Raw genomic sequence first — 21,574 nt, 5'->3', positions numbered from 1 at the left:
CGCTTTTATTATTCAGAAGCTACGAATACTTTTTTAAATCCATTAATAGCTGCTGCAAATTTGTCGTCATCCGCAAGTTTCTTAGTTGTGCGGATTTCTTCTAATAAGTCAGTTGCATTTGAATCTAACCAAGCATGGAATTCTTCTTCGAAACGAGTGATATCTACTACTGGGATATCATCTAGGAATCCACGTGTTAAAGCGTAAAGAATGATAACTTGTTTCTCTACACGTAACGGTTTGTGTAATCCTTGTTTTAATACCTCAACTGTACGAGCACCACGGTTTAGTTTCGCTTGTGTTGCTTTATCAAGGTCAGAACCGAACTGAGCGAACGCTTCTAACTCACGGTAAGATGCAAGGTCAAGACGAAGTGTACCTGATACTTTACTCATCGCTTTAATCTGAGCAGATCCACCTACACGAGATACAGAAGTACCCGCATCGATCGCTGGACGTACGCCAGAGAAGAATAGGTCAGATTGTAAGAAGATTTGTCCATCCGTAATCGAGATTACGTTTGTTGGGATGTAAGCTGATACGTCCCCTGCTTGTGTTTCGATGAAAGGTAGTGCAGTTAAAGAACCGCCGCCTCTTGCATCACTTAATTTTGCTGCACGCTCTAATAAGCGAGAATGTAGGTAGAATACATCCCCTGGATATGCTTCACGACCTGGAGGACGACGTAATAGTAATGAAAGCTCACGGTAAGCCGCTGCTTGTTTTGATAAGTCATCATATACTACTAATACGTGTTTACCATTGTACATGAACTCTTCACCCATTGTTACACCAGCATAAGCAGCTAAGTATAATAATGGAGCTGGTTGAGAAGCTGATGCAGTTACAACGATTGTGTAATCTAATGCACCGTGCTTACGTAGTGTTTCTACTACGTTACGTACAGTTGATTCTTTTTGTCCGATAGCTACATAGATACAAATCATATCTTCATCTTTTTGGTTAATGATTGTATCAAGTGCAACTGCTGTTTTACCTGTTTGGCGGTCACCAATGATTAACTCACGTTGACCACGGCCAATTGGTACAAGAGCATCGATCGCTTTAATACCTGTTTGAAGTGGCTCATGAACAGATTTACGATCCATTACACCTGGTGCTGGACTTTCGATTGGACGAGTGTTTGTTGTATTGATTGGGCCTAAACCATCAACTGGTTGACCTAATGGGTTTACAACACGACCGATTAGTTCTTTTCCTACTGGTACTTGCATGATGCGACCAGTACGACGAACTTCGTCACCTTCACGGATTTCTGTGTAAGGTCCTAAGATAATGATACCTACGTTGTTTTCTTCTAAGTTTTGTGCTAGCCCCATAACGCCGTTAGAGAACTCTACAAGTTCACCAGCCATAACGTTATCAAGACCATGAGCACGCGCGATACCGTCACCGACCTGGATAACTGTACCAACATCACTAACTTCGATTTCAGACTGATAGTTCTCGATTTGTTGCTTTATCAGTGCGCTAATTTCTTCAGCTCTGATGCTCATGTGCTTCACCCCTATCTATTCTTCATTAATTCACGTTGAATACGTGCTAATTTTCCTTGTAAACTTCCGTCATAAATGCGATTTCCAATACGTACTTTAATGCCGCCTAGTAAATCTTCATCTACAACATTTTTCACGCGAATTGCATCTTTTCCTGTTCTCTTTGCAAATGCTTCTGCAACGTTAAGCTTCTCTTCTTCAGATAGAAGACGAATAGAATATACAGTTGCATCCGCTACGTTACGTTCTTCATTAGCAAGAACAACATATTCATCTGCAATTTCAGGTAAGATATCAATACGCTTGTTATCAATTAAAATATATAACGTATTTAAAATAGACTCAGAAACAGATCCGAATACGTTTGCAAGAAACGTTTTCTTCTGCTCTTTTGAAATGTTCGGTTGCGTTAAAAAGCTATGTAGTTCTCCGTTCTTTACATAAACGTTTTGTACAAGGCGTAATTCCTCTTCAAACATTTCTAATACGTGTTTTTCTTTTGCAATTTTAAAAAGAGCGACAGCATAACGTTTTGCTACAATCCCATTGCTCATCGCGCTTCTCCTACTTCTTTAATATAATCGCGAATTAACTTCACTTGATCTTCTTCTTTTAATTCTTTTTCAATTACTTTAGAAGCAATTTGAACAGATAAAGAAGCGACTTGTTCTTGTAAAGCAGCAATCGCTTGCTCTTTTTCGCGTTGAATTTCTTGTACAGCAGATGCTTTAATTGATTCTGCTTCTTCTTTCGCAGCAGCAACAATAACATCTTTTTGATCTACAGCTTGTTTTTTCGCTCTTTCGATTAACTCTTGTGCTTCAACACGCGATTGTTTTAACATTTCACGTTGTTCTTCTACTAATTTCTTCGCTTCAGTGTTACTTCTTTCTGCAGCGTCGATTTCATTAGTAACATGCTCTTCACGTTCTTTCATAATTCCCATTAAAGGACCCCACGCAAATTTGCGTAGCATTACTAATAGAAGTAAGAAAATGAACAATGTATAAGCAATCGTTCCAAATGGAATGGCAGCCCCTAATAATAAAGTTGGCACAAGGATTCACTCCCTTCAAAATATCTAAATTGATCATATGAAAAAAAAAGACATACGTTTCGTTCATAAAGCAATGGCGAAGAAAGTTCATAAAACACTCTTCGCCATCTATGTAAGGGGAGTCTCCCTTATTTGTTCATTACGATGAAAGCAATAACTACACCTATGATTGGAAGTGCCTCAACTAAAGCAACCCCGATGAACATAATTGTTTGAAGTGCGCCTTTTAATTCTGGTTGACGAGCAACACCTTCGATTGTACGTGATACGATAAGACCGTTACCAATACCTGCACCTAATGCTGATAAACCAATTGCAATTGCAGCTGCGATTACACCTAAACTCATTTAATTTGTCCTCCTTTGTATTATAAAAAAATAAATTTTTTCTTACTTAAATTATATTAATGGTCATGACTTACTTTATGAGCCATATAAACCATCGTTAACATAACGAAAATAAATGACTGGATTGATCCAACGAATACGCTGAATCCCATCCATGCTAACATCGGTACAAGTGCACCTAATGCTCCAAGGAATGATGCTCCGCCTAACTTAGCAAGTAATCCTAATAAGATCTCACCTGCATAAATGTTACCGAATAAACGAAGACCTAACGTTAATGTGTTAGCAAACTCCTCAATAACCTTTAATGGGAATAAGAATTTCATTGGTTGGAAATAACCTTTAACGTATTCTTTCGTACCCTTCATCTTAATTCCATAATAATGGGTGAGGGTAACTACCATCACGGCTAATGTTAATGTAACTGCTGGATCAGACGTTGGTGATCTCCACCATGCAATATGTTCGCCAGCCTCAACTGTTGAATACATGAATGGTAAACCAAGGAAGTTCGATACGATGATAAACATGATAAGCGTAACGCCAAGCGTTAAGAAACGTCCACCTGTTTTCCAGTCCATCGTACTATTGATAATCCCTTTCACGAAGTCAAATACCCATTCCATGAAATTTTGCATTCCTGTTGGGCGAAGAGCTAAACTGCGAGTTCCGATAACAGCGATTAAGAAAACAATAACTGCTGCTACAGTAACCATCATAACTGATGACAAATCGAACGTTAAACCTAGAAATTCAACTAATTTACCGTGTTCCACTAGTAATTCACCTCTCTTCCCTGCTCTTATACTCTAAATAAAGAAAATCTATGATCATGACAAGGTATCCTGTCAGCAATCCTACACCTAGGCCCCACATCGCAATTAACTCTTGATATTTGGCTGCAAATAAAATTAATAACCCAATCGTGGCAAATCTTGAATATGTACTTACCGCTGTTGCCTTAAACTTCACGTTTTCTCCATTTGTCACGCGATCTAATAGCTTGTCTGTTCTACGTGCAATGATGCGCAAACTAAGAAAACTGAAAATCGTTCCGATAATCAGCCCAAGAAATACATCCTTGTAAGAGGTAAATCCCCATCCTAGCACTAGAAGCGCAAGCAAGTAGTACATATATTTCTTTTGTCTTTGGACAAGTCCATGTACGTCTATCATCATTGCTCTCCCGAATAGTAATGTCGAATGAGTCGAATCATTGCGTATATCCCTGTTCCTAAACCGAGTAATAACCCTATAATAAGAAACAATGGAAACGTTCCAACCTTATTATCAATCCATTGCCCACCAAAGATTCCAATAAGAATAGAACCGACTAACTGAGCAAGAATTCCTGACATTAAAGCATATGCTTTTATATGGCTGCGATCGTTTTTTTGCAAGGATTCATCCCTCCAATATGTAACCCTCATTCACGATGTGTTAATAATAACTCATTTTTCTGCATAAATTCTATACAAAATAAAAAGTTTACATTTTCGTCACGGAATAGATGTATTTTTGTCACTGAAAGCCCTACCATCTATCCCCGTTGTTAGCATACAATAGGGTATTAACAGTGTCAACGAGAAATCGTAAAAAATCAAAAAATTTGAGTATTAGTCATTTCCTCCCAAAAATGAAAACGTTCCCCTTCTAAATACTGGTTAGAGATATGCAATTTCTAACAGTTTTCTCTTTATAATAGAAGAAAATGTTCACAAGTTTGTCACTATTATATTTTTAAGATATAGCGCTTTCCTTCCATAATATAGTGTTCCCAAGACGTAAGACTTCTATATTATATGTGATGTGTATACAACATATGTTGTATACACCCTGTATATTTATCTCCCCCTCCCCCGCACACTCAGGGCGAAAAAAAAGACGAGCGGGGACTCCCCTCTCGTCTGTTGTCTTACTTCGTTCCGAATAAACGGTCACCAGCATCACCAAGACCTGGAACTACATAACCATGGTCATTTAGCTTCTCATCTAATGCCGCTACATAAATATCAACATCAGGATGCTCTTCTTGTACTACTTTTACTCCTTCTGGAGCAGCTACGATACACATTAATTTAATTTGCTTTGCACCGCGCTTTTTCAGAGAATTAATTGCTTCAGCTGCAGAACCACCTGTTGCTAGCATTGGATCTAGTACGATAAAGTCACGCTCTTCTACATCCGTTGGAAGTTTCACATAGTATTCTACCGGTTGCAATGTTTTAGGGTCACGATATAAACCAACGTGTCCTACTTTTGCTGCTGGAATTAATTTCAGAATTCCATCAACCATTCCTAAACCTGCACGTAAAATCGGAATTAAACCAAGTTTTTTACCAGCGATCACTTTTGTTGTCGCCTTGCTTACAGGCGTTTCAATTTCAATGTCTTTAAGTGGAAGGTCGCGAGTAATTTCGAAAGCCATTAAGCTTGCTACTTCGTCCACTAATTCACGAAAATCTTTCGTACCTGTATTCTTATCGCGAATATATGTAATCTTATGTTGAATTAACGGGTGATCAAATACATACAGTTTTCCCATGTGAATCTCTCCTTTAGATGATATTCATGCGTTTACACGCTTTTTTACACTATTTACGATTGTAAAGAAAACGCTACTAATATTCAAGGGCAAATTTGGCAAAATCATGATTTTGTGATGAATCTATCTAGTATCTTTACCAATTATGGGAGGTGTATCCTTCATTATATCGCCAAAATTTATTCATCATTTGTATACATACTTTAAAAACAATATATGTCCAAAAAAAAGACTACTAAAACAATTACGTTTCAGCAGTCTTTTTCAATCTATTATAGATTTGTATACATTGGGAATTTGCTCGTTAACGCTTCTACACGCTTACTTGCTTCTTCTAATGCAGCTTCATTCTCATGATTTTTTAATGTATAAGCAATAAGTGCCGCAATTTCATCCATTTCTTCTAAACCGAAACCACGAGATGTTACAGCTGCTGTACCGATACGTACGCCGCTTGTTACAAATGGGCTTGCTGTTTCAAATGGAATTGTATTTTTGTTCACTGTAATACCAACTTCATCTAATACGTGCTCTGCTACTTTACCTGTAATTTCTAAGTTACGAACATCAATCAAGATTAAATGATTGTCTGTTCCACCAGAAACAAGTGTAAGTCCTTCTTTTTGAAGACCTTCAGCTAAGCGGTTCGCATTATTAATGATATTTTGTGCATATGTTTTAAACTCATCTTGTAGTGTCTCACCAAATGCAACAGCTTTTGCAGCAATTACGTGCATAAGTGGACCACCTTGGATACCAGGGAAGATTGATTTATCAATTTGTTTTGCAAATTGCTCTTCACATAAAATCATACCACCACGTGGACCACGTAATGTTTTATGTGTTGTCGTTGTAACGAAATGTGCATGTGGTACTGGGTTTGGATGTAAGCCAGCAGCTACTAAACCAGCGATATGTGCCATATCAACCATAAAGTATGCACCCACTTCATCTGCAATCTCACGGAATCGTTTGAAATCGATAACACGAGGATATGCACTTGCACCTGCAACGATTAATTTTGGTTTATGTTCTTTCGCTTTTGCTAATACATCATCGTAATTAATACGGTGAGATTCAGCATCCACGCCATATTCTACGAAATTATATTGTACTCCACTGAAGTTAACAGGGCTTCCGTGTGTTAAGTGACCACCATGGGATAAATTCATACCAAGTACTGTATCGCCTTGCTCTAAAATTGTGAAGTATACTGCCATGTTCGCTTGTGCACCAGAATGTGGTTGAACATTTACATGCTCTGCACCAAAAATTTCTTTCGCGCGATCACGTGCGATATCTTCCACTACGTCTACGTGCTCACAGCCACCATAGTAACGTTTTCCAGGATATCCTTCAGCATACTTATTCGTTAAAACAGAACCTTGCGCTTCCATTACCGCTTCACTTACGAAGTTTTCCGAAGCAATTAACTCAATCTTTGAACGCTGTCTTCCTAGTTCTGCCTCAATTGCAGCAAATACCTTTTCATCTTGACGTTTTAAATGATCCACCAAAATCCCCCTTTTCTGAACGAATTACATCGATTCCCAATAGTTTTTTCTCATTTATTCAGAAAAAACGAAAATTCAGGTTGTAATTCTTTCGAACCTTCATGTTTTCAACTACATTCTAACATGACTTTCTATATCATAAAAGAAAAAAAAAGACCGAAATCGGTCTTTTCTTTCTTCTATTATAAAGTCAGACTACATACCTTTTATCTTTCGATATAAAGCTATTATGCGACTTTATAATTTTTCACGTTTAACGGCAAGGAATAGCTTCTTCATTTGCCGCATAAACAGCACGTGCTCCACCTATTAGTTTTCCACGTGTTTTCGCCATCGTTACATGCGCACTTCCTATTTCCTTCACACTTGTACGAACCGGAACAGCTACATGTTTTAAATGCATACCGATAAATGTATCACCGATATCCATTCCTGCATCTGCTTTAATAAACTCAATTACTACCGGATCTTTAAAATTGTGATACGCATACGTCGCTAATGCACCACCTGCTGATCTAACAGGCGTAACTGTTACAATTTCAAATTGATATTTCATCGCTACATCTCTCTCAACTACTAAAGCACGATTTAAATGCTCGCAACATTGAAACGCCAATTCAATACCTGTTCGTTCTTGAAATTGCTTTAATTCAGAAAAAATCGCCTCTGCCACTTCCATCGTTCCTGATGTTCCAATTCTTTCACCTAGCACTTCGCTCGTGCTGCACCCCACTACAAAAATTTGACCACTTTGCAGCGTGGCTTGTTCTTGGAAATCAGAAAGCGACATTTGTAGCTGTTCTCTTACCTTTACGATTTCTGTCATTACGCCTCTTCCTTTCACAGGTTGGTTCACCAAATTATATTTCATACTACTTATAGTTAGAATCTATTACTTTGTTTCGTACGTTTTAATTTTTCCTACGCGGTTTTCGTGACGGCCACCTTCATAGTCAGTTGTTAACCAAATTTTTGCGATATCACGCGCTAGACCAGCCCCAATTACACGCTCGCCCATCGCTAGCATGTTAGTGTCATTATGCTCTCTCGTCGCTTTCGCACTGAAAGTATCATGAACTAACGCACAACGAATACCGTTTACTTTGTTTGCCGCGATTGACATACCAATGCCTGTCCCGCAAACTAAAATACCACGATCTACTTCCCCATTTGCGACCATTTCTGCTGCTGGAAACGCAAAATCAGGGTAATCAACAGAACCAGCTTCACATTCACAACCTAAATCAATATATTCAATATTTAATTCTTCTAATAAACTTACAAGTTCTTTACGGATATTCATACCGCCGTGATCAGATGCTACTACTACTTTCATTTTTACCCCTCCAGAGTTTCAATCAATTATCTTCATTTCACACTCGCTTCCTTAATGGAACGAAGTGATCTCCAATATCGTATTATACACGAAACATCAACCTTCTGAATGTTTTTTCAGGAAAGTTTGTACAAGTTTTTCCATCTCTTCTAGCGTTTCTTTATAAATAGAAAGCGATCCGCCAAATGGATCTGAAATATCCTTACTTATACCCTCAATTAATCCATATAATGTATCCAATTTCTTTTCAACACTCGGATAATGCCCAAGTACAATTTGCTTATGGTTTTCCGTCATTGTTACTACAATATCCGCCCAATCAACCAAAGTTTCATTTACCTGCTGCGCGGCATGATCGATTGCAATTCCTTTTTCAGCTAAAGCTTCCTTTGCATGTACCGACGCATCGCTTCCAGGATAGGCGAAAACACCAGCAGATTGCACTTCAAATTTACCTTCTCCGTAATGACGAAGCAAAGCCTCAGCCATCGGACTACGGCATGTATTTCCAGTGCAAACAAATAACACTCGTTTCATCTAAACCCACCCCTTTTTCTATTTCCTACCATTTATCCCCGATTGGTGAAGGCTAATAATCGGAGGGGGATGAACAGCCCCCTCCACTGATTAAAGTTTCACTTTATCATAGCGTACATTAGAATAGAACAAAAGAAATGTGAATATATGAAAGGCGCATTTCTCTTATATTTTTTCTAAGAAAAATGCGCCTTATCCACATATATGTGAAACCCTATTTCCAAGTGCCCAAAGTATTTTTCCATACATGATGAACGCACTACAAAAAAAATAAGGAATCCATTTCATACGAAACAGATTCCTTTCATACAATAATTATTTCATTGTAACTTTCATTACTTCTGTTGAACCTTTTGTAGCTGTTACACCTACAGTTGTCTTAATAGACTCAGCTGCATCTGTGTTTGTAATAACGATTGGAGTAATTGTGCTTTTCGCTTTTTCACGAATTAATTCTAAGTCGAATGAGATTAATTTATCTCCAGCTTTTACAGCTTGTCCTTCAGAAACGTGAGCTTCGAAACCTTCACCTTCCATTTTTACAGTTTCTAATCCAACGTGGATTAAAATTTCTGTACCGTTTTTCGCTTTAATTCCAATAGCATGTTTCGTGTGGAATAATTGTACGATTTCACCATCAACTGGAGATACAACTACACCTTCAGTAGGATCGATTGCAACACCATCACCCATCATACGACCAGCGAATACTGGATCTGGTACTTCTTCAATATTTTTCACTGCTCCAGTTAATGGAGCTACGATTGTTTCTTCATTTGTTTTTGAACCAAAACCGAATAATTTTTTAAACATAGGATAGTCCTCCTTATAATTTACCTAAAAGTTTATAGGGCAATCTCTATTCAAGATCGAAATACACGTAAGACTTCATACTTCGAATGTTATACTGTAAAAACGCTTTCGAAATAAATTATGCCATTACTACTAGACTCTTATTGTAGCGCCTCACAAAATTCCAGTCAATTCTGATTGTCTGAATAACAATAAGAAGTTAACTTCTACTTATATTTTCTCCTTTTTTCACTTACTTGTCTAGAGGTCTTTACTACATTTTGTTTTTTGTTGTTAATTTGTAAAATTTCTTTCAAATTTTTGTTAAAATCCACTTGACTTAAGTAAGTAACTATTTTATTATTACTTACATAAGATAAGTTAATAACTTTTAGGAGGTTTTTTAAAATGATGGATATCGGTCTTCTTATTATTCGCCTTATTATAGGTATTACATTCATGGGTCATGGTGCTCAAAAATTATTCGGTTGGTTCGGCGGTTATGGCTTAAAAGGAACAGGTGGCTGGATGGAATCAATCGGGTTACGCCCTGGTGTATTCATGGCATTTATGGCTGGCGCAACTGAATTATTAGGTGGTTTCTTATTTGCATCAGGTATTTTCATTACAATTGGTTCATTATTTATCGTCGGAACAATGTTAATGGCAATCTTCACTGTTCACGGAAAAAATGGTTACTGGGTAACACAAGACGGATTTGAATATAATTTAATGTTAATCGCTGTCGCTGTTGGTGTAGCTTTAATTGGCCCTGGTGCTTACGTTTTACTTTAATCATTTATCTCGGATTTGAGATACCTATTCAAAAAAGGCTTACTTCAGTAAAATTTGAAGTAGGCCTTTTTTACGTAGCGATACAAAAAACGTCAAAAAAATATTTTTTCAGCAGGAGTTTCCCACTAGTATCTTGTAAACAAACAATAAGTATTCATATTTAGAAAGGGGATTACAACATGTTATCCATTAATCCAAACGAACAAACCGAAAAAGATAATTATAAATTACTTACAGGAAGTATCATTCCACGCCCTGTCGCATTCGTTACTTCTGTAACTAAAGATGGTGTATTGAACGGTGCACCATATAGTTATTTCAATATCGTCGCTGCCAATCCACCACTTATCTCGGTTTCAGTACAACGAAAAGAAGGAAAACCAAAAGACACTTCCCGAAACGCAATCGAAAAAGGGGAATTTGTCGTACATATTTCTGATGAATCTTACGTAGAAGCAATTAACGAAACAGCGGCCAACCTACCTCCTAATGAAAGTGAAATCGAATTGGCAAAACTAACACCAATCGACAGTGATGTCATTTCAGTACCAGGGGTGAAAGAAGCCAACATTCGAATGGAATGCGTATTAGAACGCGCTATCCCGCTCGGCGGAACTGAAGACTCACCAGCTTGCGACCTACTAATTGGCCGCGTCGTTCGCTTCCACGTCGCAGAACACTTATACGAAAACGGCCGAATTCACGCCGAAGAACTAAAACCAGTAAGCCGCCTAGCAGGTCACAACTACGCAAAACTAGGAGAACAATTTGAATTAGTAAGGCCCATTTAAAGGCGGAAGCGGCTCGTTCAGAATGGGAGGAGGATGGAGCTTCTGACGTAGAGGCACTTTTTGCCTCGCAGGAAGACGCGAAGCCACCGACCATTCTAGCCGCCGGAGCTGGATACATCTAAAAGCGGAAGTGGCCCGCTCACTTCCAGCACTCAAACATAAAATCCCCCGCTAAAAGCGGGGGATTTTTTCACTGTAATTCTTCCTTCTTCTCTTCTAATGCAGGTAATTTCTCTTTTTTAGATTTACCAAGCTTTATTACAAAGAAGTATAAGGAAAGCAATGTAATAAGGAAAACAATTAAAAACGGGTACGGAGAATAAAAAGTACGCGCTGCCTCCGTTTTCCCCGCAACAAATTTCAATGACTCAATATCTAAAAACTCAGCAAACATTTGTACACCGAGCATACTAAACCAAAAAACAAAAAAACTAATAATAATACCAAAAACTTGCTTCAATCTCGTCATCCATCTCATCCTTTCTATATTTGTAATTTTTTAGTGCGATCAATATGGTACAAACAAAACTATGCACAGAAAGGAAAGGTCTCACCATTCACGAATTAACTTAATCCAACCTAACATCGAAATTTGCAAAATAATACCCCAGATTATTAGCCTTCTTAGCCATCTAGGAAAGAAGGTTAAAAACTTAACATACCATTCCAATAACTTGTTCATAATTCCCTCCTATATAAAATTATATAGGAAAAAGGAGATATAATCCAAATCCAACCAGAATGATACCACCTACTATTTCACCATATGTACCAAGCATATTTTTGGCATGCCTACCGAGTAATAAACCCATCCACGCCAGTAACATACTTATTAGTCCGAACAGTAATATCGTAATAATTGTCTCAGCTCCGTAAATCCCAAGACTAAGACCTACTGAAAAACTATCTATACTGACACCAAATGCAAATACAAATAAACTAATTCCAATTGGAGCAGTTCTAGTCTCTTCACTTTCTAAAATAGACGAATATACAATATAGAACCCTAGCCCAATTAATAAAATAGCTCCTGCAAAATTCGCGACATCCCCATACTTCTCTGATAGAAAACGTCCTAGTACCATTCCGATAAACGGCATAATAATATGAAATATCCCAATCGTCATACCAATATAAAGGATTTGTCTTAATTTTAATGTTACCATCCCCATGCCAAGGCTCACTGAAAATGCATCCATCCCTAGGGCGAATGCCATAATTATTAAAGGTATTAGCTGTTCAAGTGTCATTCATGTCCCCCCTCGGACGTGCTACTTCACAATATGCTTATCCGAGGAGAAATATTCTGTTTGCTAAAGGTACATTATCATTCAGTGATAATATGATGTCCCGCTGCTTTTGTTAAACGATTCATAATTGCATTCCCTATTCCTTCATTCGGGAATGATTCACTAAAGATAACATCTACTTCACTTGCATCAAACGTTCTAAGCACATCATATAATTTAGTCGCAACGCTAGCTAAATCACTTCGCATGCCACAAGATAATACAACATCAGCACTATATACATGTTGATACTCTTCAGTCGTTAATACACCTACTTTAAATCCTTCTTTCTTTTTCTCATCTACAATACACTGAATAAACTCACGGGATCCTTCAACAATACTAAGTGGCGCTTTCGGTGCATAATGTGTATATTTCATTCCAGGCGATTTCGGTTTTTCTTTCTCATCCTTTAAAGCTGGATCTAAAGAAACATGTCCTATTACTGCTTCCAATTGTTCCTTCGTAATCCCACCAGGACGTAAAATCGTCGGAACTTCGCTCGTACAATCAATTACAGTTGATTCAACACCTACTCCTGTCGCCCCGCCATCAACGATACCAGCAATTTTCCCGTTTAAATCTTCATACACATGAGAAGCTAATGTTGGACTTGGGCGTCCAGAACGATTCGCACTCGGTGCTGCAACAGGCACGTTTGCTTCTTCAATAAGAGCGAGCGCTACTGGATGATCTGGCATCCTTACTCCGACTGTATTAAGTCCCGCCGTAACCCTCTCTGAAATCCCTTCTTTTCTCGGTAAAATGATTGTTAATGGCCCTGGCCAAAAATGCTCCATTAACTTTTCTGCAACCGGTGGAATTTCTCTTACAATACCATCTAACTGAGATTTTGTTCCTATGTGGACAATCAGTGGATTATCACTCGGTCTCCCTTTCGCTGCAAAAATTTTCGCTATCGCTTCGTCGTCCATTGCGTTTGCTCCTAACCCATATACCGTTTCTGTCGGGAAGGCCACCGCTTCATTTTCTCTTAATAATCTCGCTGCTTCTTTTAATTGTGGATAATATTTTTTTCTTTCCACAACATTATCCACAACCCACATATTTGTATGCATTTTTTCCCACGTCCTTTTCTACCATGAAATACTTGTCTATTTTTAGTTTACTATGAGATTTATCCAAAAGACAAACAAGGTTTATCCACAAAATGTGGATAAACCTTGTTAATCCGTGGATAACTTTGTGAATAGCTGACAATTTAGTATTATTGCATTTGGCTCTTTTATATTTTTACAAAAGTGTTCTAACTGTCGAATTCCCTCTGGAACTTTCTCTGTCCCTATAATGACAAAGTCAAAAAACTGAAAGACTGTTTCAGATTGTGGATGATTTGTGAGTAAGTACAATTGTCGAATATTTTTTTCTTTCATATACTGCAAAAACATTTCAAAAAAATATAAGAAAGTCTGCTTATCCACATTAGGTGTGAATAAACAAGAACGAATAAGTGCATCTTCTTCACTTTGTTCATATCCAATTACAGCTCGTATTTCTCCCGCCTCTTCCAAAATCATAAATTGTGCGTACAACTCATTTATTTTATCATCTTTTTTATTAGCTTGTCCGAAAAAAGAATGCAATCTTTCTACATCTGCTTTCGTAGCAAAATACACGTTCTTCATAGTAAATCCCTCCTCATTTTTATATATGAGGAGGGATTTACTAATAGTACTATTTAGAGAATAAAGATGTAAAAGCTTCGACGATAAACAATTTAACCTCTGGTTTTTCTTCTTCCTCTTCTATTTTTACATACTCATTTTGCTTTTCTTGTTTTTGCTCCACAGATTTCTCCACTTTTTCCACAGGTTTTGTTTCTACTTTTTTTACAGGCTGTTCTTCTACTTGCGTTTCATTTTTCACTACTTTCTTTTCAGGTGCCGTTACTTTTTCAGCTTTTTCCGGCTTTACTACTTTCTTTTCTTTCACCTTATCCTCTTTCTTCTCCGATACGTCCATTACTTCCTCATCTGCTTGTTTCACCTGCTCTTCTTCAGGAGATTCAGCTTTCACAACATGTTCTTCTTTCCTTACAGCTGTACCACTCGAAAAATCTAGGAAACACATCGGTGGAAATAATACACACCACCAGTTTGCACCTTCACCTTTTCCAATTGTAATAAGTACCGCTTCATATTCTCCTGCTGGATAAATAAAGTTCCCATATACCTTTGTAGGGAATTTTACATTCTTACCAAATTTCACTCGGAATGAATCTGTACTGCCTTCCTTTTTCAGCGTATTTTCCACTGTTTTTTCGATTTCTGGAATATGACTTTGAATTACCTTTCGCGCCTCTTCAAATGACGTTAAATCTGCTACCCATCCATCAATTTGTGCTTTTACTTCATCGCGTACTTTACGCTTTAACGCCTGATCTTTATCTGAATCACTATTTGCTAAAATTCGTAATCGAACGGCCTCTTTCGGAATAACAGAAGGCCCTTTCGCATCAGCTTTCATATATCCAAACTGCACAAGTAACTGTGCACCAATTAATAATAGAAGAAGATAAGCAATAACTTGTTTTTTCATTTCCTCCACCGTCCCCTCTACAAACAGTGTGGACAGACTTTCATCTTTCTAAACTATTAAATTCAAAATCTATATGAATTTTCCCACAAAAAAATAGAGTAAGGTTTTAACCTTACTCCATCTCTGCAAATACCATGCGATCTTTTCCATTGATATCAAAGACAACTTCAACGTGAGCGTGCGGGAAAGTTTGCTGTAATAATGCTTTTACATCTTCACCTTGCCCTACACCAATTTCAAACGCGACAATCGCCCTTTTCTTTAATACGTTCGGCAATTCCTCCATAAAGCGACGATAGAAATCCAGTCCATCTTCACCCCCAACAAGTGCCCTTTTCGGCTCATGCTCTTTCACAACAGTAGAAAGACCACGCCAATCTTCCTCCGGTATATACGGAGGATTTGAAACAACAACATCTAACTTCTGACCAGTTTCATAAAACGGCGACAGTAAATCACCGTGATAGAAAGTTACTTCCGCTCCTAAAGCCTTTGCATTTTCTTTTGCAACTTCAATCGATTCCTGTGCAATATCTACCGTATACACATGAAGATTTTTATTTTCTAAAGCGAGCGTAATAGAAATCGCTCCACTACCTGTGCCAATGTCCGCTACATGAAGCTCCTCATTACCGAAATGACGCTCAATTCTCTCTAGGACTCCAACTATAAGTTCCTCTGTTTCTGGCCTTGGTATTAATACCTCTTCATTTACAAAAAATGATCGGCCATAAAACATTTCATACCCGAGCATATATTGGATTGGAATACCCTCCACGTGCTTGTGGATAAATTCTGCAAAACTTTTCTCTTGTTCCGCAGTTATTTCTTCACGCATATTCATGAGCATTCCTGTTCTGTTCGTCTTTAATACATGACAAAGGACAAGTTCTCCCGCATTTTCATCTCGTCCATTTTCCTGTAAAAAAGAAGAAGCCCATTTCAGGGCTTCATAGACACGCATTACTCAGCTGCCTCCATCTTTTGAGCCTGATCTTCCATCACTAAGGCATTGATGAAATCATCTAACTTACCTTGTAGGATTTGATCTAGCTTTTGAATCGTTAAACCGATTCGATGGTCAGTAACACGGTTTTGCGGGAAGTTATACGTACGGATACGCTCTGAACGGTCTCCCGTACCAACAGCTTGTTTACGGTTTTGATCGTACTCAGCTTGCGCTTCTTGTCTGAATTTATCATAAACACGTGCACGTAATACTTTCATTGCTTTTTCTTTATTCTTGATCTGTGATTTCTCATCCTGACAAGATACAACTACACCAGTCGGTAAATGCGTTAAACGTACCGCTGACATCGTTGTATTAACACTCTGTCCACCAGGACCACTAGAAGCAAATGTATCAACACGAACATCTTTTTCATGAATATTAATTTCTACTTCTTCTGCCTCTGGTAATACAGCTACAGTTGCTGTAGATGTATGAATACGTCCACCAGATTCCGTTTCAGGAACACGTTGTACACGGTGAGCACCATTCTCGAATTTCAGCTTCGCGAAAGCACCTTTACCGTTAATCATAAAGATAATCTCTTTATATCCACCTAACTCTGTATAACTCGCTTCGATAATTTCAGTTTTCCAACCTTGCACCTCAGCATAACGGCTATACATACGATATAAATCACCAGCAAATAAAGCTGCCTCATCACCACCAGCAGCACCACGAACCTCAACGATAACGTTTTTATCATCATTAGGGTCTTTTGGAACAAGTAAAATTTTCAGACGTTCTGATAATGTTTTCTCTTGTCCTTCTAATTCAGAGACTTCTTCCTTAACCATTTCACGCATATCAGCGTCTAGCTTATCTTCTAACATTGCTTTTGCATCTCGTAATTGCTCACGAACATCTTTATACTCACGGTACACCTCTACCGTTTCTTGCATATCAGATTGTTCTTTTGAATACTCACGAAGCTTATTTGTATCGCTAATAACCTCTGGGTCACTTAACAATTCATTTAACTTCTCATAACGATCTTCTACAGCTTGCAAACGATCTAACACACCATTCACCTCTACATCCTAGTATCTAATACAAATAGTATATGGTACTTAATCAAAAAAACGCAAATTATATTTAAAAGCGCAGGTGGCTTGTTCAGCTCTGGCCAGCTAAGGTTCTTAGATACGAAGAGCTAGCCACCGGAACTAGATAATATTTAAACGCACAAGCGGCTCGCACAGCTCTGATTGCCTAAAGTTCTTAGCTGTGCGAAGAGCTGGCCACCAATCTTCATCTATTTTCGAAAAAAACCCGCTCTACATAGCGAGTTTCATTTATCTTTGTTTTGTAGGTACTGCATGACAATGACGACAACGTGGTTCATACGATTCTGAAGCCCCAACTAAAATAATTGGATCATCAAATGCCGCTGGTTCTCCATCGATTAAACGTTGCGTACGACTTGCGGGAGACCCACATGCAGAACAAACTGCCTGCAATTTAGTTACATGTTCAGCAATCGCCATCAGCTGAGGAACTTGTCCAAATGGTAGACCTCGGAAATCTTGGTCTAATCCAGCTACAATGACACGATAGCCACGATTTGCCAATACTTGCACCACTTCCACAATGTCCCCATCAAAAAATTGTACCTCATCGATTGCAATAACATCCATTTCTTCTGTTACATGGTTTAATATATCTTTTGAAGCTGAAACAGGAACTGCTTTAACCTTTAATCCATTATGTGATACAACATCTTCTTCACTATAACGATTATCAATACATGGTTTAAATACAATCGCATTTTGTTTCGCAAATTGCGTACGGCGTATACGGCGGATGAGCTCTTCTGATTTTCCAGAAAACATACTCCCGCAAATCACTTCAATCCAACCATTTTGATTCATTAAGTACATTGAGCTCTCCTTTCATCTACTTTCCTATTCCAAAGTAGGGTAAAGGTTTAATATTTTTGCAAAAAAAACAGACAAGCGAATACATACACTTGCCTGTTTTATGTTCTTTATTACTTGATGCCGTATTTCTTATTGAAGCGGTCAACACGTCCGTCTGCAGTAGCAAACTTCTGACGTCCAGTGTAGAATGGGTGAGAATCAGAACTGATCTCAATTTTTAGTAATGGATAAGTGTTACCATCTTCCCACTCAACAGTTTCGCTAGAGCCTTTAGTAGACCCGCTTAAGAATTTGAAGCCAGTGTTCGTGTCCATAAATACAACTTTATTGTAATTTGGATGGATTCCTGCTTTCATTCTTTTCATCTCCTTCCGCCCTGAATCATTTTCGAAACAGAGTTTTTCATCTTCAGCTGCTTACACAACTATATTGATGAAACACATATGATGAAATTATAACAAGGCTAACTCCATTTTGCAACTACCTGTTTTTGTCTTTTTAAAAATTAAAAGCGCAAGCGGCTCGCTTAGAATGGAAGGAGGATGGAGCTTCTGACATAGAGGCGCTTTTTGCCTCGTAGGAAGACGCGAAGCCACCGACCATTCTAGCCGCCGGAGCTGGATAGCACCTGAAAATGGAGGTGACTCACCCCGCTCTAACACAAAATATGATTTTCATCTCAAAAAACATAATTATTTCCATATATTACTCTCTCTAATATTCCCTTAAAAAACATAAAAAACTCGCTTACTACGAAATAAGCGAGTCCCAATCTTTTCCCTTTACTTATTTGTTACATACCTTTTTGAATCTGCAACAATGTTTTGTAAAAACTCTTCATTTGTCTTTGTTTGACGAAGTTTACGTAAGAAGCCTTCAACAAAGTCTGGCGTATCACGCATTGTTTTACGAATACCCCACAGCTTGTCTAAATGTTCTTTCGGAATTAATAGGTCTTCTTTACGCGTACCAGAGCGACGAATATCAATCGCTGGGAAGATACGGCGCTCAGCTAATGAGCGATCTAAGTGAAGTTCCATGTTTCCAGTTCCTTTAAACTCCTCATAAATTACATCATCCATACGGGATCCTGTATCAACAAGTGCTGTTGCTAAAATCGTTAAGCTACCGCCCTCTTCGATATTACGCGCAGCCCCAAAGAAACGCTTCGGTCTATGAAAAGCAGCTGGATCAATACCACCTGATAGAGTTCTACCACTTGGCGGAATAACAAGGTTGTAAGCACGCGCTAAACGGGTAATACTATCCATTAAAATGACAACGTCTTTTTTATGCTCTACAAGACGCATTGCACGCTCTAATACAAGCTCAGCTACTTTAATATGATTTTCTGGCACTTCATCAAAAGTAGAACTTACAACATCACCTTTAACAGAACGTTCAATATCTGTTACTTCCTCTGGACGCTCATCAATTAAAAGTACAATTAATTCTGCTTCCGGATGATTTGTTGTGACACTATGTGCAATTTCTTTTAACAGACTTGTTTTACCAGCCTTTGGAGGCGCAACAATTAAACCACGTTGTCCAAATCCAACTGGTGCGATTAAATCCATGATGCGTGTCGGTAACTTTTTCGTTTCCGTTTCCAATTTCATTTGGCGATCTGGGTATAACGGTGTTAATGCAGGGAAATGCACACGCTCTTTTGCTGAGTCTGGATCATCTCCGTTTACAGCTTCAACTTGTAATAATCCAAAATAGCGTTCATTTTCTTTCGGAGGTCGTACTTTACCAGAAACCTTATCTCCATTACGTAAATCGAAACGACGAATTTGCGAAGCCGAGATATAAATATCTTCTGAGCTTGGAGAGTAGTTGATAGGACGTAGGAATCCAAATCCTTCTGATTGAATAATTTCTAATACGCCTTCCATGAAAAAGAAACCTTCTTTTTCTGCTCGAGCTTTTAAGATGGCGAAAATCAGCTCTTTTTTCGTTAACTTGCTGTAATACGAAATCTTAAATTCTTTCGCAAGCTCGTATAACTCTTTTAATTTCATGTTTTCTAATGCTGCAATTGACAAATTCATTCAGACACCACACTTTAACTTTATTCTCTTTTCACATGGGTAAAGGGAAAAAATACGGAAGGCAAATAAATAATAATGAAAGGCAATAAGTTCAAGTAGGATAATATTCACTATTGTAACCCTTTTATCTAGTTTTAATCAATACGTTGAAACACAAATACAAGAAGCGAAGACAAGAAAATTTGTCTTCGCCTTTTATATTCCTTACTTTTTTCTACTCACCTAATTTTAAGGCAGAATAGATAAGGCATTTCTGCTTTTACTTAATCCAGTTCCGACGGCTAGAATCTCCGGTCATTTCACCCCTTCCTGCGAGGCAAAAAGCGCCTCTTCGTCAGGAGTTCCAATGCCCTGCGATTCTGAACGAGCCGCCTCCACTTTTTACTTAATCCAGCTTCAGCAGCTAGAATGGTCGATGGCTTCACTTCTTCCTATGAGGCAAAAAGCGCCTCTACGTCAGAAGCTCCATCCCCCTCCCATTCTGAACGAGCTGCTTACGCTTTTTACTTAATAACCAAATTCGGTTTTTTATTTAAACTATGACGTCCGTCTACGAAGCGTACTGTACCTGACTTCGCACGCATAACAAGGGATTGTGTTGTTCCTACGCTACCTTTAAATTGAACGCCGCGTAATAGTTCTCCGTCTGTTACACCTGTTGCAGCAAAGATTGCATCGTCACCTTTTACTAAGTCTTCCATACGAAGGATGCGATTTATATCTTCAATGCCCATTTTTTTACAACGTGCTAATTCAGCTTCGTCTTGTGGTAAGAGCTTTCCTTGAATCTCTCCACCTAAGCATTTTAGCGCAACCGCAGCTAGTACACCTTCAGGAGCCCCACCAGAACCGAATAAAATATCTACACCTGTACGGTCAAATGCTGTATTGATTGCTCCAGCTACATCTCCATCGTTAATTAACTTAATACGAGCACCGGCCTTACGAATTTCTTCGATAATTGCTTGATGACGTGGACGATTTAAAACTGTCGCTACAACATCTTCAATATCTTTATTCTTCGCCTTCGCAACGGCACGTAGGTTATCGATAATAGGTGCGTTAATATCAACTGCCCCAACTGCTTCTGGGCCAACCGCAATTTTATCCATGTACATGTCAGGAGCATGTAACAAATTACCATGATCTGCAATTGCAATAACAGCAAGTGCATTCCATCCGCCAGCTGCTACGATGTTCGTCCCCTCTAAAGGATCAACTGCAACGTCTACGCGTGGGCCATATCCTGTACCTAATTTCTCCCCGATATACAGCATAGGTGCTTCATCCATTTCACCTTCGCCAATTACAACTGTACCTTTCATCGGAACTGTATCAAATACATCACGCATAGCTGATGTTGCTGCACCGTCTGCCTCATCTTTTTTCCCGCGCCCCATCCAACGCGCTGATGATAATGCTGCAGCCTCTGTTACACGTACTAACTCCATAGATAAACTTCTTTCCACGATAATCCCTCTCCTTTAAGTCTTTATATTTCTGCCGTATTTTGTGAACCGTGTTTTTCTATAAAGTGTACTTCCGCAAGTGG

At 38.5% G+C, this 21,574-nt stretch carries 28 protein-coding genes; 2 read left to right on the top strand and 26 right to left on the bottom strand.

What is annotated here, in order from left to right:
- Window positions 1–8 precede the first annotated feature (8 nt).
- The 14 genes from atpA to SJY24_RS03770 all read right to left on the bottom strand — a co-directional run bounded on the left by atpA (window position 9) and on the right by SJY24_RS03770 (window position 9,666).
- A complete protein-coding gene (atpA, locus tag SJY24_RS03835) occupies window positions 9–1,517 on the bottom strand; it encodes a F0F1 ATP synthase subunit alpha (protein WP_000027511.1) in 1,509 nt (502 codons plus the stop codon).
- An 11-nt stretch (window positions 1,518–1,528) separates the two neighbouring features.
- The gene (gene atpH / locus SJY24_RS03830; protein ID WP_090813717.1) at window positions 1,529–2,071 is read right to left on the bottom strand and encodes a F0F1 ATP synthase subunit delta; all 543 of its coding nucleotides are present in this window, start codon (window positions 2,069–2,071) and stop codon (window positions 1,529–1,531) included.
- Window positions 2,068–2,574, bottom strand: a complete 507-nt coding sequence (gene atpF, locus SJY24_RS03825; RefSeq protein ID WP_212088650.1) for a F0F1 ATP synthase subunit B — start codon at window positions 2,572–2,574, stop codon at window positions 2,068–2,070. Before atpF ends, atpH begins: the two co-directional genes overlap by 4 nt.
- Window positions 2,575–2,702: 128 nt before the next feature.
- Window positions 2,703–2,921: a F0F1 ATP synthase subunit C gene (gene atpE, locus SJY24_RS03820; protein WP_000052064.1), complete on the bottom strand. Its 219-nt coding sequence runs from the start codon at window positions 2,919–2,921 to the stop codon at window positions 2,703–2,705.
- Window positions 2,922–2,977: 56 nt separating this feature from the next.
- Window positions 2,978–3,697 carry a F0F1 ATP synthase subunit A gene (gene atpB / locus SJY24_RS03815; protein ID WP_061680019.1) on the bottom strand — a complete coding sequence of 240 codons (720 nt, stop codon included), beginning with the start codon at window positions 3,695–3,697 and terminating at the stop codon, window positions 2,978–2,980.
- 7 nt (window positions 3,698–3,704) lie between these two features.
- A complete protein-coding gene (locus tag SJY24_RS03810; protein WP_000567600.1) occupies window positions 3,705–4,097 on the bottom strand; it encodes an ATP synthase subunit I in 393 nt (130 codons plus the stop codon).
- Window positions 4,097–4,321 (bottom strand): AtpZ/AtpI family protein, encoded by a 225-nt coding sequence (locus SJY24_RS03805; protein ID WP_001171218.1) that lies wholly within the window; start codon window positions 4,319–4,321, stop codon window positions 4,097–4,099. The genes SJY24_RS03810 and SJY24_RS03805 overlap by 1 nt, the downstream gene beginning before the upstream one ends.
- Window positions 4,322–4,347: 26 nt before the next feature.
- On the bottom strand, window positions 4,348–4,461 hold the full coding sequence (locus tag SJY24_RS03800; protein ID WP_033712414.1) for a DUF4024 domain-containing protein: 114 nt from the start codon (window positions 4,459–4,461) through the stop codon (window positions 4,348–4,350).
- Between the two features lie 375 nt (window positions 4,462–4,836).
- Window positions 4,837–5,466: a uracil phosphoribosyltransferase gene (gene upp, locus SJY24_RS03795; RefSeq protein WP_000517539.1), complete on the bottom strand. Its 630-nt coding sequence runs from the start codon at window positions 5,464–5,466 to the stop codon at window positions 4,837–4,839.
- 272 nt (window positions 5,467–5,738) lie between these two features.
- Window positions 5,739–6,980 carry a serine hydroxymethyltransferase gene (gene glyA, locus SJY24_RS03790; RefSeq protein WP_141535361.1) on the bottom strand — a complete coding sequence of 414 codons (1,242 nt, stop codon included), beginning with the start codon at window positions 6,978–6,980 and terminating at the stop codon, window positions 5,739–5,741.
- Window positions 6,981–7,233: 253 nt separating this feature from the next.
- On the bottom strand, window positions 7,234–7,806 hold the full coding sequence (locus tag SJY24_RS03785) for a TIGR01440 family protein (protein ID WP_002130064.1): 573 nt from the start codon (window positions 7,804–7,806) through the stop codon (window positions 7,234–7,236).
- A gap of 66 nt (window positions 7,807–7,872) precedes the next feature.
- On the bottom strand, window positions 7,873–8,316 hold the full coding sequence (gene rpiB / locus SJY24_RS03780) for a ribose 5-phosphate isomerase B (protein WP_000869917.1): 444 nt from the start codon (window positions 8,314–8,316) through the stop codon (window positions 7,873–7,875).
- A 96-nt stretch (window positions 8,317–8,412) separates the two neighbouring features.
- Entirely contained in the window at window positions 8,413–8,853 is a 441-nt protein-coding gene (locus SJY24_RS03775; protein WP_377863793.1) for a low molecular weight protein arginine phosphatase, read from the bottom strand.
- A gap of 315 nt (window positions 8,854–9,168) precedes the next feature.
- The gene (locus SJY24_RS03770) at window positions 9,169–9,666 is read right to left on the bottom strand and encodes a PTS sugar transporter subunit IIA (protein ID WP_002016294.1); all 498 of its coding nucleotides are present in this window, start codon (window positions 9,664–9,666) and stop codon (window positions 9,169–9,171) included.
- 387 nt (window positions 9,667–10,053) lie between these two features.
- Between SJY24_RS03770 and SJY24_RS03765 the strand changes: the two genes are divergently transcribed.
- Window positions 10,054–10,440: a DoxX family protein gene (locus SJY24_RS03765; RefSeq protein WP_377863792.1), complete on the top strand. Its 387-nt coding sequence runs from the start codon at window positions 10,054–10,056 to the stop codon at window positions 10,438–10,440.
- Window positions 10,441–10,619: 179 nt separating this feature from the next.
- Window positions 10,620–11,231 carry a flavin reductase family protein gene (locus tag SJY24_RS03760; protein ID WP_377863791.1) on the top strand — a complete coding sequence of 204 codons (612 nt, stop codon included), beginning with the start codon at window positions 10,620–10,622 and terminating at the stop codon, window positions 11,229–11,231.
- 190 nt (window positions 11,232–11,421) lie between these two features.
- Here SJY24_RS03760 and SJY24_RS03755 read toward each other — a convergent pair whose 3' ends face one another.
- The 12 genes from SJY24_RS03755 to glpX form a co-directional block, all read right to left on the bottom strand.
- A complete protein-coding gene (locus SJY24_RS03755; protein ID WP_000197479.1) occupies window positions 11,422–11,700 on the bottom strand; it encodes a DUF3935 domain-containing protein in 279 nt (92 codons plus the stop codon).
- 81 nt (window positions 11,701–11,781) lie between these two features.
- Window positions 11,782–11,913, bottom strand: a complete 132-nt coding sequence (locus tag SJY24_RS03750) for a hypothetical protein (RefSeq protein ID WP_001037634.1) — start codon at window positions 11,911–11,913, stop codon at window positions 11,782–11,784.
- 19 nt (window positions 11,914–11,932) lie between these two features.
- Entirely contained in the window at window positions 11,933–12,481 is a 549-nt protein-coding gene (locus SJY24_RS03745) for a manganese efflux pump MntP (RefSeq protein WP_113936188.1), read from the bottom strand.
- A gap of 77 nt (window positions 12,482–12,558) precedes the next feature.
- Window positions 12,559–13,599, bottom strand: a complete 1,041-nt coding sequence (locus SJY24_RS03740; protein WP_377863790.1) for an L-threonylcarbamoyladenylate synthase — start codon at window positions 13,597–13,599, stop codon at window positions 12,559–12,561.
- 108 nt (window positions 13,600–13,707) lie between these two features.
- Window positions 13,708–14,166: a GNAT family N-acetyltransferase gene (locus SJY24_RS03735; protein WP_377863789.1), complete on the bottom strand. Its 459-nt coding sequence runs from the start codon at window positions 14,164–14,166 to the stop codon at window positions 13,708–13,710.
- 49 nt (window positions 14,167–14,215) lie between these two features.
- Complete coding sequence (gene spoIIR, locus SJY24_RS03730) at window positions 14,216–15,079, bottom strand: stage II sporulation protein R (RefSeq protein WP_377863788.1); 864 nt, start codon at window positions 15,077–15,079, stop codon at window positions 14,216–14,218.
- 112 nt (window positions 15,080–15,191) lie between these two features.
- Window positions 15,192–16,043 carry a peptide chain release factor N(5)-glutamine methyltransferase gene (prmC, locus tag SJY24_RS03725; protein WP_377863787.1) on the bottom strand — a complete coding sequence of 284 codons (852 nt, stop codon included), beginning with the start codon at window positions 16,041–16,043 and terminating at the stop codon, window positions 15,192–15,194.
- Entirely contained in the window at window positions 16,043–17,110 is a 1,068-nt protein-coding gene (prfA, locus tag SJY24_RS03720) for a peptide chain release factor 1 (RefSeq protein ID WP_128856224.1), read from the bottom strand. The genes prmC and prfA overlap by 1 nt, the downstream gene beginning before the upstream one ends.
- Before the next feature lie 273 nt (window positions 17,111–17,383).
- Complete coding sequence (locus SJY24_RS03715) at window positions 17,384–17,968, bottom strand: thymidine kinase (RefSeq protein ID WP_377863786.1); 585 nt, start codon at window positions 17,966–17,968, stop codon at window positions 17,384–17,386.
- Window positions 17,969–18,078: 110 nt separating this feature from the next.
- Complete coding sequence (locus SJY24_RS03710; protein ID WP_000643447.1) at window positions 18,079–18,324, bottom strand: type B 50S ribosomal protein L31; 246 nt, start codon at window positions 18,322–18,324, stop codon at window positions 18,079–18,081.
- 426 nt (window positions 18,325–18,750) lie between these two features.
- Entirely contained in the window at window positions 18,751–20,022 is a 1,272-nt protein-coding gene (gene rho / locus SJY24_RS03705) for a transcription termination factor Rho (RefSeq protein WP_001053894.1), read from the bottom strand.
- Between the two features lie 503 nt (window positions 20,023–20,525).
- Window positions 20,526–21,491, bottom strand: coding sequence for a class II fructose-bisphosphatase (gene glpX / locus SJY24_RS03700; protein ID WP_098500505.1), 966 nt, complete (start codon window positions 21,489–21,491; stop codon window positions 20,526–20,528).
- Window positions 21,492–21,574: the final 83 nt, after the last annotated feature.

The organism is Bacillus sp. R86525 (assembly GCF_042466195.1).
GTDB lineage: Bacteria > Bacillota > Bacilli > Bacillales > Bacillaceae_G > Bacillus_A > Bacillus_A nitratireducens.
Note: the sequence above shows the minus strand (reverse complement) of the source record. Positions and strands in the feature narration are given on the sequence as shown.